Origin of the sequence: Exiguobacterium sp. s143 (assembly GCF_018618895.1) — a bacterium.
Taxonomy (GTDB): Bacteria; Bacillota; Bacilli; order Exiguobacteriales; family Exiguobacteriaceae; genus Exiguobacterium_A; species Exiguobacterium_A abrahamii.
Genome location: NZ_JACSMX010000001.1, coordinates 1,039,621 through 1,056,492 on the forward strand (window position 1 = coordinate 1,039,621; position 16,872 = coordinate 1,056,492).

Annotated in this window: 14 protein-coding genes and 1 other annotated feature; of the genes, 3 read left to right on the plus strand and 11 right to left on the minus strand. The window is 47.6% G+C overall.

The features are described from left to right. Positions 1-28 precede the first annotated feature (28 nt). The 6 genes from KNQ03_RS05595 to pepV are packed head-to-tail and all read right to left on the minus strand — an operon-like array spanning position 29 to position 7,066. On the minus strand, positions 29-829 hold the full coding sequence (locus KNQ03_RS05595) for a phosphotransferase family protein (protein ID WP_087681261.1): 801 nt from the start codon (positions 827-829) through the stop codon (positions 29-31). A gap of 51 nt (positions 830-880) precedes the next feature. Continuing rightward, the gene (pulA, locus tag KNQ03_RS05600; protein ID WP_214723814.1) at positions 881-3,022 is read right to left on the minus strand and encodes a type I pullulanase; all 2,142 of its coding nucleotides are present in this window, start codon (positions 3,020-3,022) and stop codon (positions 881-883) included. A gap of 34 nt (positions 3,023-3,056) precedes the next feature. Continuing rightward, positions 3,057-3,911 carry a hypothetical protein gene (locus KNQ03_RS05605; RefSeq protein ID WP_251140237.1) on the minus strand — a complete coding sequence of 285 codons (855 nt, stop codon included), beginning with the start codon at positions 3,909-3,911 and terminating at the stop codon, positions 3,057-3,059. 22 nt (positions 3,912-3,933) lie between these two features. Continuing rightward, entirely contained in the window at positions 3,934-4,452 is a 519-nt protein-coding gene (gene thpR / locus KNQ03_RS05610) for an RNA 2',3'-cyclic phosphodiesterase (RefSeq protein ID WP_214723816.1), read from the minus strand. A gap of 8 nt (positions 4,453-4,460) precedes the next feature. Beyond that, positions 4,461-5,609, minus strand: a complete 1,149-nt coding sequence (locus KNQ03_RS05615; RefSeq protein ID WP_064299485.1) for an MFS transporter — start codon at positions 5,607-5,609, stop codon at positions 4,461-4,463. A gap of 59 nt (positions 5,610-5,668) precedes the next feature. Then, entirely contained in the window at positions 5,669-7,066 is a 1,398-nt protein-coding gene (gene pepV, locus KNQ03_RS05620; protein WP_133207628.1) for a dipeptidase PepV, read from the minus strand. Positions 7,067-7,387: 321 nt separating this feature from the next. Between pepV and KNQ03_RS05625 the strand changes: the two genes are divergently transcribed. Next, positions 7,388-7,606 (plus strand): DeoR family transcriptional regulator, encoded by a 219-nt coding sequence (locus KNQ03_RS05625; protein WP_023469095.1) that lies wholly within the window; start codon positions 7,388-7,390, stop codon positions 7,604-7,606. A 108-nt stretch (positions 7,607-7,714) separates the two neighbouring features. Beyond that, on the plus strand, positions 7,715-8,347 hold the full coding sequence (locus KNQ03_RS05630) for an SDR family oxidoreductase (protein ID WP_214723818.1): 633 nt from the start codon (positions 7,715-7,717) through the stop codon (positions 8,345-8,347). Between the two features lie 72 nt (positions 8,348-8,419). Here KNQ03_RS05630 and KNQ03_RS05635 read toward each other — a convergent pair whose 3' ends face one another. Both KNQ03_RS05635 and KNQ03_RS05640 read right to left on the minus strand, forming a co-directional pair. Continuing rightward, entirely contained in the window at positions 8,420-9,139 is a 720-nt protein-coding gene (locus KNQ03_RS05635; protein ID WP_214723820.1) for a pseudouridine synthase, read from the minus strand. Next, positions 9,126-10,790, minus strand: a complete 1,665-nt coding sequence (locus KNQ03_RS05640; RefSeq protein ID WP_214723822.1) for a putative polysaccharide biosynthesis protein — start codon at positions 10,788-10,790, stop codon at positions 9,126-9,128. The genes KNQ03_RS05635 and KNQ03_RS05640 overlap by 14 nt, the downstream gene beginning before the upstream one ends. Before the next feature lie 192 nt (positions 10,791-10,982). Between KNQ03_RS05640 and KNQ03_RS05645 the strand changes: the two genes are divergently transcribed. After that, positions 10,983-12,254, plus strand: a complete 1,272-nt coding sequence (locus KNQ03_RS05645; protein WP_214723824.1) for a BaiN/RdsA family NAD(P)/FAD-dependent oxidoreductase — start codon at positions 10,983-10,985, stop codon at positions 12,252-12,254. Between the two features lie 59 nt (positions 12,255-12,313). Here the strand turns inward: KNQ03_RS05645 and KNQ03_RS05650 are convergent, their stop codons facing one another. The 3 genes from KNQ03_RS05650 to KNQ03_RS05660 form a co-directional block, all read right to left on the minus strand. Continuing rightward, on the minus strand, positions 12,314-13,291 hold the full coding sequence (locus KNQ03_RS05650) for a hypothetical protein (RefSeq protein ID WP_149427738.1): 978 nt from the start codon (positions 13,289-13,291) through the stop codon (positions 12,314-12,316). Positions 13,292-13,422: 131 nt separating this feature from the next. Continuing rightward, positions 13,423-15,828, minus strand: a complete 2,406-nt coding sequence (gene leuS, locus KNQ03_RS05655) for a leucine--tRNA ligase (protein ID WP_214723826.1) — start codon at positions 15,826-15,828, stop codon at positions 13,423-13,425. Between the two features lie 46 nt (positions 15,829-15,874). Beyond that, positions 15,875-16,097: a binding site (T-box leader), on the minus strand. Between the two features lie 38 nt (positions 16,098-16,135). After that, positions 16,136-16,780 carry an HAD family hydrolase gene (locus tag KNQ03_RS05660; RefSeq protein ID WP_149427739.1) on the minus strand — a complete coding sequence of 215 codons (645 nt, stop codon included), beginning with the start codon at positions 16,778-16,780 and terminating at the stop codon, positions 16,136-16,138. Between the last annotated feature and the right edge of the window lie 92 nt (positions 16,781-16,872).

The following is a 16,872-nucleotide window of genomic DNA, read 5'->3' on the forward strand; positions in this document are numbered from 1 at the left end:
GTCGTTCCCTTTCGGAATGACACGCTTTTTAGTCGTTTGAGTATTCAAGTAGCTGTTCAAGAAAATGATAACTGTCGTCGACATCCGGATGACGCGTATCTTCATACCAGTAGAGTGACAATACTGCTTGCGCTACGACATACCAGTGCATGCGTCGCTTCAAATCACTCGTCAAAGGATGTCCATAATGTTCGAACCATTCTGGCCAAGCCGCTTCGTCGACATAACTATATAACATCATTCCAAGATCGTACGCACGGTCAGCAATGATCGCATCATCCCAATCGTTCAGATAGAGTTGACCGTCTGCTCCCGTCAACCAGTTATTATGGTTCAAATCTGAATGACAAACGACCTGCTCATCCGTTCTGACCTGCTCCAGATTTTGTTCGAGGTAAACCATCGCATGTTCCACGAGCTCCGGATCCTCTAAATCATCCGGTTGAAAGTACAAACGACATTGTCGCAATAACTCATCAGGTTCGATCGGGCGCTGGTCAAGCTGTTGTAGCATGAACAGTAATTCCTTCGAATCATGGATTTTCCCAAGCAAACGTGCTACTTCAGGACGTTCCATCATTTCGGGCTCCAACTCGTCGCCTTCAATGAACTGTTGGGCGCTGATGACGTCCCCACTATAAATCCGTTTCGTCCATAATAGCTTCGGAACGATTCCGTCTGCGGATAAAATCGCCAAAAACGGCGATGAATTTCGTTTTAAGAACAACTTCGATTGTCCGGTTGAAGCGATGTACGCTTCTCCTGTGATTCCACCTGCTGGCGTAAGGGTCCAGCCTTCGCCAAGCGCATCTAAAATATCTAATTCCATTATAATCCGCTCAACTTTTTTAGTAGATTTGCCTAAGGCACAATGCTTATCTTAACACGTTGCGATCGTCGTTGACAACGGAAGGACCTGAATCCTGTCGACACCTTTCAGAAGCGGGTCAACCGAGGCCTCATCCCCTTGTACATGCACATTCCAGCGCGAATGATCAAGTGAGACTTCAATGATTTCTTGCGTCGTATTGTAAACGATGAGCGTGCGTTGCCATGCATCATACGAGTGGACCGCTCCAAGTTCATAAGCAATGACACCCGGACGTAAATCGATGAAATGAAGCAACTCGCGAATCTGATTCGCTCGGTGCAACCGGAATCCGCCATGCATTCTGCGAATCTGCAAAATCGTCTTGATGTATGTGACAAGGGACAGATGATCATCCCGCCGTTCCCAGTCCATTCGATTGATCTCGTCTGATGCGTTATAGCTGTTTTCAACACCTTGTTTCGTGCGTAAGAACTCTTGACCTGCGTGAAGAAACGGAATTCCTTGCGCAAACAAGGCAATCGTCTGAGCTAGGCGACTCATCCGCAATAATTGCTGTTCATCTGCCTCTGGACAAGATAACTTTAATTTATCGTATAACGTATGATTGTCGTGCGCCTCGACGTAATTGATGGAATAGGTAGGTTCCGGAAAACGTCCGTACGTTTGATTGTCGATATGGACACTTCCCGCAATCCCGTTTCGGACCTCCCCTTCCTTCCAGCCATCTCCCGCAACGAATCCTCGGTCGAATTCACTGAACGTCGATCCTTTTAACGCGTCACGGAACACATCATTAAAATGGGCGATCCGCGGCATTTGCGCAGCGGAGGCACTCATCGCCTTTAACCGTTCCGGTAACGCTGTCGCAAGATCCCATCCTTCTCCATACACCAGAATCGTTGGATCAATCGCATCGAGCGCCGCGCGAACATCATTCATCGTCTCAATGTCATGAATCCCCATCAAATCAAATCGAAAGGCATCAATCCGGTAGACTCGAGCAAAGTACGTCAAACAGTCAACGATCAGACGGCGCATCATGAATCGCTCAGATGCGGTATCATTTCCGACACCTGTTCCGTTCGATAGTGTTCCGTCTACTTCGTAGCGGAAATAATAACCAGGAACAAGTTGTTCGAGAGAGGAGCGTTCTCGAATGAAGACGTGATTCATGACGACATCGAATGTGACACGAATGCCTGCTTCATGGAGTCGCTCTACCATTTCCGCGTATTCTCTGACGCGAACGAGTGGTTCAACCGAACTCGCATAACTCCCAGCTAGCCCGAACCAAAGCATTGGGTCGTATCCCCAGTTATATGGAGACCGTGTCCGTTCATCGGTCGTCTCAAAAAAGTGGACTGGTAGCAATTGCAGATGGGTGATCCCGAGATCTAGGAGGTAATCAAGTCCCGTCGCATGACCTCGAGGAGAGCGCGTTCCTCGTTCCGTCATCCCTGCGTATTGACCCGGATGACTTGAACCAGCTGAGTGATCGATCGTGAAATCACGAATATTCGCTTCGTAGATGACAGCGTCTGACGGTTTGACGAACAGAGGACGCGCGACACGCTTCGGGAACCACTTGGTCATCGTCCGTTCGACGTCAACGATGACGCCGTATCGACCATTCTCCGATATCGCACTAGCGTACGGATCGACGACCTCTTGTGTGCCAAGGTATGTCGTCACTTCATACCGATACCAGCACTCTGCGATATCTTGTTCCAGTTGAAGATGATAGGCACCTTGCTCTTGTCGCTCCATTTCGTGCTTTTCGAGTAACCGTTCATCTTGATCGTACACGACACACATGATTCGTTCTGCGACCGGTGACCAAACAGCAAAGTGAAATGCTCCCTCTTCTTCCCAGACACCGAGCTTCCCTTCGTAACGGTACTTGCGCTCGAATGCTTCCGTCCGGACTAACCGGTCGGGAACGACGCGGATTGACCGACCTGCTCCGAATACCTCATATCGACATTCTAGCTCGACCGGTTCCAGAACCGTCAATTCATAAATCACCAGTTGTTCCTCACGGTGTGTCTCGACTTGCTGGATCGCAAGTGATTGTCCATCACATTCAAGCGACCAGTGGATTGACGGATTGCCTTCGACCTCGATCCGGATGCTTTGGAACGATAAGAACTCCGCCCGGATCACTGGTATCGCTACTTCTTGATTCGTCATCTCTTTCGCAACGACAATGCCGTCGCTCCCTCCCTTACTCTTGGATTCGAGACTGTTCCTCACTTTGAATCGCCATGTGAAACGGAATCGATACCGTCTCTTTTAGGATTTTTTCACACACCCGCATCTGAAATGCCTTTGTATGTGTCGCATTCGCATTCATCCGTTGTACCCAGTTCGGAAAATCGACTTTATTGACATACGTCGTCGTCGTTTCTTTTGGAATTTGATCAAAATAACCTGAAGGAGCGAGGATGACTCGTTCGATCGGCAAGACGTAATCTCGGCCGAGTACGACCCGTAAAATATCTTCTGTCCGCTTTAAACCGATGTTCGGATTCAAAATTTGTTTCGCAGAAGCCTTGAACGGCTGCTCCCGCCATAACTTATCTCGCCGGATATGATAGATACTTTCGTCACCATCAAGCCATTCCATGATATAGATTGCGGACGGTCCGACGACGAACGGACTCAACTCGACTTCTCCGACTTGATATTGGATGACCGCTCGATAAAACATCGCATATTGTTCATTTAGTAGATGCAGCATCTGATAGAAGTCTAAATGACGTTTCAATGGAATCCGCCAAATGTCCTCCTCCCCTGCTCCGCCAGTGACGTTCAAGAGCTTTTGTAACTCGAGACGTTTTTTGTACCATTTATCAAACGCTCTTCGAGATAATTGTTTACCCGGAAGTTGAATGACTTCACTTTTTTTCATCACTTGCCACCACTTCTTCGGACGGATGAGCGTCTCCCCTGGAAACAACTCTCCTGCCTCCCATCTGCGGTATACATGGGCATAATCATGTGCCTGGTGTTCACCGAATCGTTTCGTCATCTCTAGCGGATTTTTTTCAAATCGACTATCTAAATCATATAGTTTCATCAAAATTGCGATGGGGATCACCTCATTCCTCTTCACCTAGATGAATCCGGTAAACCGGCTCATATCGCGGTGAAACCTCTGGTCGTACTTCAAATAGAACGAGTTCACGAACAGTCCACTCTACCGATTGCATCGGACTCGTCTCCCATTCAGCTGCCTCAGTCCGCCATTTTTTCGCGATCGTGACATGCGGTACGAATGGTCTGGTCGAATTCGGATCAATCTGTTCCACTAATTGAAACAACTCCTCCGATTCCGTTCCGAATCCTACGACGCGTGGTCGTTCATCTCGACCAAACGTGATCAAACGATCGAATCGTAGCACGAAGGGTTCCATCGTACGCGCGACCTGCTGTAACTGCTGTTTCCACGACTGCTGTTCTTTTTCCTCCAATGGACCGAAAAAACGAAGTGTTAGATGATACTCTTCTAACGTATAGACGTTACGAAAGTACTCAGGTAGCGATAACCGTTCAGCAAGATTCGCTAAATCTTTAGAAGGAATCGGTAAGGCAATGAAAAAGTGTCGTTCTTGTCTCATCGTCGCGTTCACTCCTTCATACGACCACTGATACCATACAGAATCGCACCTAGGATACTACTACTTGTATATACCCAAAAGACGATATAGATTGTACTCTTCTCGAGTACAAAACCACTCATCAGATTAAACAAAGCGGTCGCGAGTCCCGTCGTCGTTGCCATATATGTACTGACGGCTGTTGCGACCATCGTCTCTGGAACGAGCGATCGGACATAATCTAAGGCGACAGGGATCAATAGACCTACGATCATACCTTGCATCGCAGATAATACCCACAGCATGACGATTGGAAGTTCTAAAGCAATCATCGCCGTCCGCGCAGCCGACAACAAGGAGACGAATACAAGAACCGGAATCGCTCCGAATCGTAATAACAGACGCGTGGCGATGCGCATGAACGGAATTTCGCACAGAACGGCGACAAAGAATAATGTTCCGACGAGTGCCGTCGTCTCGCCACGAATCGTGACGTAGCTACCAAAGTAATAATTGTTGGCGAAGATGGGTCCGAAGATCAAACTCCCCCCTGCTAGGAACAACAGGAAGCGTCGATTCGAAAAGAGCTGTTTTAACGGTACGGGTTGCTGATGTGAAACATGGACGCTGCCCGTCTCTTCAATACCGATCAGCACAAGGAAACCGAGAACCCATGCTGCACCGGTTGCATAAAAAATCAGATTTAGTCCGCCACCCTCAGTGATTTGCCCAAGAATGAAAACAGCTAAAGCGAACCCTGCTGAGCCGAAAAGACGTAAAGCGCCGTAATCCACTTTACGCTTTCGCGTGTACTCAATCGCTAATGTATCCACGAGCGGAATATGCGCACACTGGAACAACGCCCAGACACAAGAAATCAACAATAAAAGCAGATAAGCAGACGTCAGTAAGTAACTGAGTGTAAATATACCGGCAGCAAGCATCGCGACGAGTAAGAGTCGTTTCGGCTTCCCGAGTCGATCCGCCGCGATTCCCCAGACAGGTTGTAGGAAAATGGAGAGAATCGGTCCAATCGCAACGATTGTTCCAATCTCTGAAGCCGACAGTCCGAACGCGTCGTTCGAGAAATAAAGCGCGAGGTACGGAATGAGTGCTCCTTGTCCAAAGAAAATAAAGAAATATAAGGCTTGGAAATGATAGGTTTGACGATTTTTCACACGGAACTTCCTTTCAAGAAGCAATCCCCCCATCTTTACGATGCGGGGATCATCAATCATTATTTTGCGAGTTCATAAATCGCTTCTGCATAGATTGCGACAGCAAGCAATAGTTCATCAAAATCAACATATTCATCGACTTGGTGGGCAACTTCAGGACCACCAGGGAAGACTGGACCAAAAGCAACTCCCGCCGTCAATGAACGCGCATAAGTGCCGCCACCAATTGCTATCAGATCAGCTGATTGGTTCGTGTGGCGCTCATAGACGGCACTTAGTGTCTTGATCAATTCATGGTTTGGATCAACATGGTGCGGAGTCATATGCGTACGCGTCTGCAATTCAAAACCATATCCTGCCGCGGCTTCCTTGATGATTTGCAGACGTTCCGTGAAGTCTGCCGTATACGGGTAACGGATATTGATCGATGCCGTTCCTTGCTCTTCGGCGTAACGGAATACACCGCCGTTGATCGTTAAGTCACCTGTCTCGTCTGAAGCAGCGACACCGATCGCTACACCGCGAGAATCCCGGAACATATGCGTCACGAGTTGAATATAACGACGACCGTTATAATCCAAGTGAAGCGTGTTGAGGAAACGCGCCAAATGTAAGGCCGCATTTTTACCGTTGTCCGGCTCCATCGCATGGGCTGCGACACCGTTCACATCAAGAACGAGACCTTCCGTTTCTTGCTTGACTGTCCCCGTCAAACCTTGTTCTTCAAGATAAGCATGGAAATCCGTTTCAAGTGTTCCTACTTCGACGACACGAAGAAGCGCCTGGGCATGACCCGGTACCATGTTCGGACGTTCGCCACCTTCAAAACGAACGAGATGATAGCCTGTATCAGATGCTTGCGCTGGTTTCCCTTGAATCAATAACCCGTCATAGAGTCCTTTTTCCGCATTGATGATCGGGAAGTCGGCATCTGGTGCAAAACCGAGTGTTGGCATCTCTTCATGTTTGAAGTAATGATTGACACAACGCCATTCACTCTCCTCATCCCCTCCTGCAATCAGACGGATGCGTTTCGAGAGTGGTAAGCCAAGTTCTTTGACGATTTTCAAAGCATAATAAGCTGCCATCGTCGGTCCTTTATCATCGATTGCTCCACGCGCATACAGTTTTCCATCTACAAGCGTCGGATTGAACGGACCGTATGTCCAGTGATCGCCACCAGCTGGTACGACGTCTAAGTGACAAAGAATACCGAGTAACTCTTCTCCTTGACCATACTCCAAATGTCCTGCGTACCCATCGACATTTTTTGTCGTGAATCCATCGCGTTCCCCTGTCGCGAGCATCCAATCGAGTGCACGTTTGACTTCATGACCAAACGGCGCACCCTCTTCAATCGTGGATTCGTCGAGTACACTCGGAATCCGTAATAGTTCTTTTAAATCTTCTAATAAGTCCTCGCGACGTGCGAGTACTTCCTCTTTCCAATTCACCATCTGATTTCGCTCCTTCATTACTGGTTTTGGATTCGTTTCCTATACACCTTCCTAGTATAGCGAATATTCGTTCAGATACGAACATCCAAATTCTGTTTTCTTTTTTATTTATCGAAATGACGAACATTAATATGAAATAAAACCTAAATTATCGACTTTACAAACCATTTGAATATGTTTTTTATGCTAACGTTCGGTTAAATTACTTGCATTTTAATATCAAAACGTTATACTAAAGGCGAAACAACTGGATATTGCATTGTCTTTTGTCACCCGAAGCTTTAGAACACTATTCTATCCATTGGGGGAGTGGTTATACCAATGAAAGATTCTACAGACCGTATGTTGACCCGGATTAAATCGATTTATCTCTACATCCAAGAGAACGGAGCTACTACGACAGCAGAGTTGGTTGAAGAGTTTGGCATCACTTCAAGGACCGTCCAGCGGGATTTGAACGTGCTCGAATACAACAATCTCATTGTGAGCCCTCGACGCGGTACATGGACGTCGAGTAAGAAACAAAAGCAAGCGGGTTGATCCACTGTTTCACTATGTATATCTTTCGATGACGCGATTCTTCGCGTCTTTTTTTGTTATCTTTTTTAAAACGTGGGGTATAGCTATTGGGAGAAGGAGATGATAAGCATGAATATTTTAATCATTGGAGCAAACGGAACGACGGGACGCAAAATGGTCGAATTGATCGCTAAACAAGGAGATCACCAAGCGATCGCTGTCGTACGGGAAGAAAATCAAATCAACGATTTGATTGCACTCGGTGCATCTGAAGTCAGACTTGGGGATTTGACGAAGGATGTCAGTGGCGTCGTCAGTAACGCGGACGTCGTCATCTTTGCAGCGGGTGCTGGTGGCGCATCGGACGAATTGACACGTGCCGTCGATCAGGAAGGTGCGATCAAAGTCATCGATGCAGCAAAAGCGAACGGAATCAATCGTTTCCTAATGCTCAGTTCAGTCGGTACAGAAGAACCGAAAGGCGAACTAAAAGTATATCTCGAATCGAAAGCAGCAGCAGATGCTCACCTAAAAGAAAGCGGACTTGATTATACGATCGTCCGTCCTGGTCCACTCAGCTACGATGACCCAGCAGGTACTGTTGAAACGAAAGAGCATTTCGATTCATACGAAGATCGTAAGGTGTCTCGTGACGATGTGGCAGCACTGTTCGTTCACTTGATTGATCATCCGACACAATCTCGTGTGTTCGAAGTACTCAGCGGTCCTTATCCGATCGCGGAAGCACTACGTAATCAATAATTAAACTCTACAACTAAACCCTACAACAAAAGGCGATGGAATGTATGTTCATTCCATCGCCTTTCGTTTTGCTTATTCAGGTTGCCAATCAAACAAGGATAATTCATCCGGTGTCAGTTCGCGGTAGTCCCCAAGTGCAAGTGCCGGATCAAGCTCCAAGCGACCAATCGAACGCCGTTTCAAGAATGTGACCTCTTTACCGAGGGCAAGCATCATCCGTTTGACTTGATGAAACTTCCCTTCCGTGATTGTCAATTCAAGCTTTGAGTCTGTTTCTGTCGTCGATAAGATAACGAGTTTTCCTGGCTTTGCCTGATAACCGTCTTCTAAGGTGACGCCTGCCGCAATTGCCTCGACGTCTTCTTGCGTCAACACACCTGTCACTTCCGCGTAATACGTTTTTTCGACGTGTTTCTTCGGAGACATCAAAGCATGATTGAACGCTCCATCGTTTGTCAGTAACAATAAGCCTTCAGTATCCTTATCAAGTCGTCCGACCGGAAACGGTTTGAAATACGTCACGTCTTCAAACAACAGATCAATGACGGTCTCATCTCGTTTATCCTCCGTCGCACTAATGACACCAGGTGGTTTATTCATCATTAAATAGATGTATTTTTGATACGTGACCGGTTCGCCGTACATCAGAACCTGTTGCGTCTCGACATCGACATGTTGTTTCGGATCACGAACGATCTCACCATCGACTTGAATTGCCCCTGCCTTGAGCAAAAGTTTTACTTCTTTTCGGGAGCCTGCCCCCATGTTGGATAATAGTTTATCTAGACGCATGACCTCGTCCTCGTTTCAATGAAATTTTACGTCCTAATACGACTTCTGCTAATCCACTCCAAATCGAGAGTCCAGCGAAAATCACGATTCCAACTGCCGCACCAATGATCAGGATCAACAGAGATGCCCATGTCGTCTCTGGTAAGAAGGACACCATTCCCCACTTCACGAGTGCAACACCTGCTCCCATCAATGCACTGATGATTAGAATCAAAGATGTCCGGCGCAAGACCGTACTGAATGGGAACTTCACCGTTTGTGTGATCCGGAAGAACATCAATCCCGTCGCAACGAGATAACCAATGATCGTCGCATAACCAGCACCCGTTCCATCACCCGTCAAATGAATCAACGGCGCATTCAAGAGATACTTCGCAAGTAATCCTGCGAGGGTCGCAATGATCGTGAAGTACTGACGGTTAATCCCTTGAAGGACAGCTGCCGTAACAGAATACAAGGCAAGGAACAATGCACTCGGCGCATAACTTAATAGATAGACCCAGGCCGCTTGATCTTTCGGGAAGAGCACATGGAACGTTTCTTCACTGAGGAGAATCATCCCGACGACTGCCGGAATCGTCACGAAAAAGACGAGTTGATAAATCTGTGAGATTTGAGCTCGTACTTTCCGCATATCCCCTTGCGTAAAGGATGCGGTCAACAGTGGAGTTGCCGATAATGACAATCCTGTTGCGACCGACACCGGAATCAAGACGATCTTATGACTATCCGCAATCAGATAGGCAGTCGCGTTTCCGGCCGCTTCGAGCGTGTAACCGATACTTTGTAATGCGGCATTCATCGTATTTTGGTCGATGACTTGGTAAAGGGGTGTCGAAAGACCGACCATGACGATTGGAATCGCATACGTCAATAATTCCTTATACAAATCCGTTAACGGGCGATCCGGCGAACTGACGGTTTGAGTAGCACGTAGTTCCTGCAAGCCGCTGGCACGTTTGCGGAAATAATAGATCAGAACCGCAACACTACCGATTGCACCAATGAAAGCGCTGAACGTTGCAATCGTTGCGGCAAATGCTGCACCTGAATCAAATAAATAAATCGCGATGCTGACTCCTGCAAGCAAAAAGATGATCCGGACGATTTGCTCCAAGATTTGCGAAATCGCTGTTGGTCCCATCGATTGATACCCTTGGAAGTAACCTCGGGTCATACTCATCGGGGGAATCAAGAGTAAAGCGAAACTCACGCCACGAATCGTCATCGTGACGGCATCAACGTATGCTGCTGAATCAACGTCACCACCTGGAATGGCCCGGTGTGCTAAATACGGTGCGAGAAAGAATAAAGCGAGGAAGGAAACAATCCCGGTCAAGGACATGATTTTCAGACCAGACCGATACAACCGTTCACTCGTATCATATTCTCCTAATGCATTGTATTTGGCGACGAATTTCGAGACGGCGACAGGAATCCCCGCTGTCGCGAGTCCGATCATGATCGCATAATAGTTATAGGCATAGGTATAGAACATGATGCCTGTCGCGCCGACCATGAACTGAAACGGAAAGAGATAAATCAAACCCAGTGCGCGGGAAATCAGTGACGCACCGGATAGGAGCATCGTTCCACGAACGAATCCTGAATTGCCGGAAGAAGTAGACTGCTTATTACTGACTGTGGACATGGTAACATCCCTCACGCTTTCTAATTTTTAAACTCGACACTCTGATCGTGACTGTCTCATTATACAAGTTCTCTCGTACACAATTGCAAATCATTATACCGCTGTCTATCTTGAATTGAAAGAGACGGTTTGTTTACAGTCGCAACTTCTGCTAAAGTGAAACAAGCAGAATTCTATGAATGAGGTGACCTTATGTACGATGTAATCGTAATCGGAGGCGGACCGAGCGGCTTGATGGCAACGCTCGCCTCTTTACAGGCTGGAGCCCGAACACTCCTGCTTGATAAAGGAAATAAATTAGGTCGGAAGCTTGCGATCTCCGGCGGCGGACGTTGCAACGTCACGAACCGAAAACCACTCGACGAACTCGTCCAGTCGATTCCAGGAAACGGACGTTTCCTTTATAGTGCCTTTTCTCAATTCAATAATGAATCGATCATCGAACTCTTCGAAGGGTTTGGTGTCGCCCTCAAAGAAGAGGACAATGGACGGATGTTTCCTGTCTCGGATAAAGCAGCAGATGTCGTCCGTGTGTTGATCGATCAAATCCGCGCGCATGGTGCCGAGATTCAAACAGACGCGCAGGTCGCTACGCTCGACTTCCATCCAGACGGTTCTTTTGCAGCTGTCATCTTAGAAAATGGCATGCGTCTTGAAGCAAAAAGTTGCATCGTTGCAGTCGGCGGACAATCCGTTCCGCACACGGGTTCGACAGGTGACGGCTATCCGTGGGCTGAAAAAGCAGGTCATACGATCACTGAGCTCTTCCCAACTGAAGTTCCGATCCTATTAGGTGATACGTTCATTCATGAAAAAACATTACAAGGGCTGTCGCTACGTGACGTTGCCTTAACGGTCCACGGTAAAAAGGACAAAGCAATCAAGACACATACGGGTGACTTACTCTTCACACACTTCGGTTTAAGCGGTCCGATTGCTTTACGCTGTAGCCAGTACACGATCAAGGAACGCAAACGTTCCAAGGAGACGATCGTCTATCTATCGATTGACCTCTTCCCAGACGAATCACTCGGTGCGTTAACGGAACGCTTCCAAGCCGCGCTTGCAGCCAATCCCAAGAAAACAGTGCGCAATGCCCTCCGTGGCTTCGTGCCGGAACGTCTGCTTGAACTTCTCTTTGCTCAAATCGGCTTTGGCGATGAAGTCTGCACACAAGTCAAGAAACAGGACTGGACGGACTTCTTGCAAAAATTAAAGCGATTCCCACTTAAAGCAACGGGAACGCTCGACTTTGATAAAGCTTTCGTCACGGGTGGTGGCGTCTCGATCAAAGAGATTGATCCAAAGACGATGATGTCGAAAAAAGCCGAGCGATTATTCTTTGCCGGGGAGATTCTTGATATCCATGGATATACAGGTGGTTACAACATCACAGCTGCATTCGTGACGGGTCATTGCGCCGGTAGTCACGCCGCAGAGATGGCACGTGATACTGTCTTTTAATATGAACAAGACCCGATTCTTCTGCTTAACAGAGGAATCGGGTCTTGTTGTGTCAGGATTTAATCAATCGGTGTAAACGATCGGCTTGAGAATTTATCCGTGACGACTAACGCGAACAACTCGTTATCCTGCACGAAAATCCCCTTCGAACCATATACTTTCGGACTGGCTGTCTCACCCGTGATCGTTTTGTCCTTTCGATCGATCGAATAGAGATAGAGCGCTTCTGAATCGAGTGTGTAGATCCGACCTTGCCGTTCAGCAAGACCAATCGGACGGAACTCGGACTCGAACGATTTCTTCGCATCACTTCGCATCCCACTCGCCGCTTCAATCTTCTCACGTTTGATGACTGACAGATAAGGCGGTTTCTGTTTTTTCTTCAATGCACGTTTTTTCTTTTCCGAGGCGTCAGGATCAATCTTGATCTTATCCTCTTTCATCGCGAAATAAGTCACCTCGACTCGTCCCAGTGCTCGAATATGATTAATCGTATAGAATTCTTTTTTCTTCGCATCATATCCAAGACCATGGAAACTATCCCGTATCGTTGTTCCTTGTACTTTTTCACGTTTTTCTTCGCTCCAGACACCGTCTTTTCGCGTAATCGTGACTAGAATCTGATTCGACGTCAATAGCGCGACGGTCTCCCCGTCAACGAGCGTCATACCGTCTAAACCAGCGAGCAACAACTTTCCTTCTTCTAACTGGAAAGATGCGTTGATGCGTTCTCCGGTTCCACTGATTTCAAAGAAACGATAATCGTCTGTGACGACGAGGTACGAACCAATGGAATCATCATATAACATATGTTGGACATTTTTGATTAATGGCTCTTCCGGGTTCGGAATAGCTGAAGGCGTTTTCGGTGGCACCTGTTTAACGGCTGCCTGATGCTTTGATTGCGTCTCGATTTTCGCGAACGTTTCTTGAATACGTGACAACGTCTCTGGCTTCGAGAAGACGAGCAGTACGCAAAGGATCAACCCCGAAACGACAGCAAAAATCGTTGTATAGACTATATAAGATCGTTTCATTGATGGTACTCGCCTTTCTTTCTCGGTTTCTGATTCAGTGTAGCAGAAGGTCGTTGAAAAAAAAAGCGGACTTGCGACGGAAATGAAGAAACCCCCTCCATTCGCATCAAACGAATGAAAGGGGCTATGGCTTAGTTTGCCACGATATTGATTAATTTTTTCGGTACGACGATGACTTTACGAACTGTTTTGTCGCCGATCCATTCTTGTGTCTTTTCATCAGCAAAGGCAAGTGCTTCGATTTCTTCTTTTGTCGCATCGACGTTGATTTTGATTTTAGAGCGAACCTTTCCGTTCACTTGAATGACGAATTCCATCGTATCGCTGACGAGTTTCGATTCATCGAATGTTGGCCATGCCGCATACGTCAATGTCTCTTCAAATCCAAGTTGTTCCCAGAGTTCCTCACCAAGGTGCGGCGCGACTGGTGTTAACAATTGAATGAATCCACGAAGGAAGTGACGCGGAAGAACCGACTGTTTATTTGCTTCGTTGACGAAGACCATGAGTTGCGAAATTCCGGTGTTGAACTGGATGTTCGCGAAGTCTTCCGTAACCTTCTTGACCGTCTGGTGGTACGTCCGCTCGAAGTCAGCATCGACTTCTGTGACGTCTTGAATGTCTGCTGTCCGTTCGAACAAGCGCCAGACACGATCAAGGAAACGACGGGCTCCATCAAGACCGTTCTCAGACCAGGCAACTGATGCGTCGAGTGGTCCCATGAACATTTCGTACAAGCGTAACGTATCCGCACCATGCGACTTGACGATTTCATCCGGGTTGATGACATTACCGCGTGATTTTGACATCTTCTCGTTGTTTTCTCCAAGAATCATCCCTTGGTTGTACAACTTCTGGAATGGTTCTTTTGTTGGTACGACGCCTGCATCATACAAGACTTTATGCCAGAAGCGCGCATACAACAAGTGGAGAACGGCGTGTTCCGCACCACCGATGTAAATATCGACTGGAAGCCAGTATTTTAATTTTTCTGGATCCGCGATCGCCTCTTCATTGTGCGGATCGATGAAACGGAGATAATACCAGCAGCTTCCGCCCCATTGTGGCATCGTATTCGTCTCGCGACGCCCTTTCATTCCTGTTTCAGGATCCGTATAATCCAACCAGTCTTCCGCAAGCGCAAGTGGTGATTCGCCTGTACCAGACGGTTTGATTTCCGGAATGATTGGAAGTTCAAGCGGTAATTCCTCTTGACTGAGCGTCTTCATCGAACCATCTTCCATATGAACGACTGGAATCGGCTCGCCCCAATACCGTTGACGACTGAACAACCAGTCGCGGAGACGATACGTGATTTTCTTACGTCCGACTTGATTCGTTTCGAGTTCAGCAATCATCGTCTCGATTGCTTCTTGTTTTCCAAGACCATCAAGCATATGCGAGTTGACGTGTTCGCCCTCTCCTGTATAGGCTGCTTCATCGACGTTTCCACCCGCGACGACTTCAACGATTGGCAAGTCGAATTGTTTCGCGAATTCATGATCGCGCTCATCGTGTCCTGGGACCGCCATGATTGCACCCGTTCCGTACGAAGCAAGGACATAATCAGCGATCCAGATTGGAAGACGATCACCTGAGATTGGATTGACGGCGAAAGCACCCGTGAAGACGCCTGTTTTTTCCTTCGCTAAATCCGTCCGCTCGAGGTCCGACTTCGTTTGGACCTGCGAAATGTACGTATCGACGGCTTCCTTGTGATCCGCTGTCGTGATGTCAGCTACGAATGGATGCTCCGGCGCAAGCACGAGGTACGTCGCACCGAAGATTGTGTCCGGGCGTGTCGTAAAGACCGTGACTTGTTTTTTGTGTCCATCAATCGTGAAATCGATCTCAGCACCTTCTGATTTCCCGATCCAGTTCCGTTGCATCTCTTTGACAGAATCCGGCCAATCGAGGTCATCGAGATCTTCAAGAAGACGATCCGCATATTCCGTGATTTTCAAGACCCATTGACGCATCGGGACACGCACGACCGGATGATTTCCGCGTTCAGATAATCCGTCGATGACTTCTTCATTCGCAAGAACGGTTCCGAGTGCTGGGCACCAGTTGACCGCGACTTCGTCCACGAACGCAAGTCCTTTTTCATACAACTTCGTAAAGATCCACTGTGTCCATTTGTAGTACTTCGGATCTGTCGTGTTGATTTCACGATCCCAGTCATAGGAGAATCCAAGTTCTTTCAACTGACGCTTGAACGTCTCGATGTTTTTCGCTGTGAATTCACGTGGGTCATTCCCTGTATCGAGGGCGTATTGTTCTGCTGGTAATCCGAACGCATCCCATCCCATCGGGTGCAAGACGTTGTATCCTTGCATCCGTTTCATCCGTGCGAGGATGTCGGTTGCTGTGTAGCCTTCCGGGTGACCGACGTGGAGACCGGCACCTGACGGATACGGGAACATATCAAGGGCATAAAACCCTTCTTTTTCTGGATCTTCTGTCGTGACGAAGGCGTTGTCTTGATCCCAACGCGCCTGCCATTTTGGTTCGATTTCGCGATGATTGTACGGCATGTCTTTTCCTCCTCTAATCTAAAAAAACCGGTCCTCCGCCCCTAGGAATAGGGACGAAAGACCGGTTTGGCTTCCGCGGTACCACCCACGTTGTCTGTCTATGACAGACCGCTTGATTCACGGATAACGGTGTGAAAGACCGGATTCGCTACTACGACTTCACGAATCGTGCTCCCTGACGAGTTCACGGTTGTTACCGACTGGTTCGCACCTTCCACCAGCTCTCTTGACGGCACCTTTCCCCTACTACTTCAGTTCCATGCAATTGACTATCTTTTCCTAGTGTAATCTGTTTCTTCCTCAAGCGTCAACGCTTCCGTAAAATTTCCTCGATTTCTGCATGCGATCGTGCTACATGATCCGCTTGTTCTAGACGTTGCATCGGCATCCGATCATCGAGAAGCGCAATCACTTCCATGCCTGCTGCTTTTGCGCCGATCATCCCGTTTGCAGCGTCTTCAATGACGAGACAATCTTCAGGCGCGTGCCCGATTCGTGATGCTGCAAGATGAAAAATCGCAGGATCAGGCTTTGAACGCACGACTTCTTCTCCACTGACGTAATGCGTGATTGGAAGCTCATAATGACGGATGACGCGTTCGATTTTTTGAAGCGAACTCGAGGAGGCAATCCCGATATCGTAACCAAGAGACGCCGCTTGCTCGATGACTTGTTTGACTCCCTCTTTTAAACCACATTCCTCCGGTTTTGCATGAATTTGAAACAACCGATGTTCTTCCTCAAGTAATGCACTCGCTGTTTCTGGAAGGTCGTGTTGCTCGACAAGTTCTTCCCACATCTCATCTCCTGTTTTTCCCATGAACGTCGCATACTGAACTGGATCGAGCGGAATCGATAACGTTTTGAACATTTGCTGATGGACCTCAAAGTAGCGGATTTCACTATCTAAGATGACCCCATCCATATCAAAAATAAGACCTCGTTTTTTCAAGACACATCCCCCTCAATTGATCTATCATGATTTCAGCATATCAAAAAAACGACTACACAATGTAGTCGTTTATCCTTCTTCATTTAGTTACT

Coding starts and splice junctions, on each gene's coding strand:
- KNQ03_RS05595 (WP_087681261.1), bottom strand. CDS start 829: ATGGAATTAGATATTTTAGATGCGCTTGGCGAAGGCTGGACCCTTACG.
- pulA (WP_214723814.1), bottom strand. CDS start 3,022: ATGACGAATCAAGAAGTAGCGATACCAGTGATCCGGGCGGAGTTCTTA.
- KNQ03_RS05605 (WP_251140237.1), bottom strand. CDS start 3,911: ATGAAACTATATGATTTAGATAGTCGATTTGAAAAAAATCCGCTAGAG.
- thpR (WP_214723816.1), bottom strand. CDS start 4,452: ATGAGACAAGAACGACACTTTTTCATTGCCTTACCGATTCCTTCTAAA.
- pepV (WP_133207628.1), bottom strand. CDS start 7,066: ATGGTGAATTGGAAAGAGGAAGTACTCGCACGTCGCGAGGACTTATTA.
- KNQ03_RS05625 (WP_023469095.1), top strand. CDS start 7,388: ATGAAAGATTCTACAGACCGTATGTTGACCCGGATTAAATCGATTTAT.
- KNQ03_RS05630 (WP_214723818.1), top strand. CDS start 7,715: ATGAATATTTTAATCATTGGAGCAAACGGAACGACGGGACGCAAAATG.
- KNQ03_RS05635 (WP_214723820.1), bottom strand. CDS start 9,139: ATGCGTCTAGATAAACTATTATCCAACATGGGGGCAGGCTCCCGAAAA.
- KNQ03_RS05640 (WP_214723822.1), bottom strand. CDS start 10,790: ATGTCCACAGTCAGTAATAAGCAGTCTACTTCTTCCGGCAATTCAGGA.
- KNQ03_RS05645 (WP_214723824.1), top strand. CDS start 10,983: ATGTACGATGTAATCGTAATCGGAGGCGGACCGAGCGGCTTGATGGCA.
- KNQ03_RS05650 (WP_149427738.1), bottom strand. CDS start 13,291: ATGAAACGATCTTATATAGTCTATACAACGATTTTTGCTGTCGTTTCG.
- leuS (WP_214723826.1), bottom strand. CDS start 15,828: ATGCCGTACAATCATCGCGAAATCGAACCAAAATGGCAGGCGCGTTGG.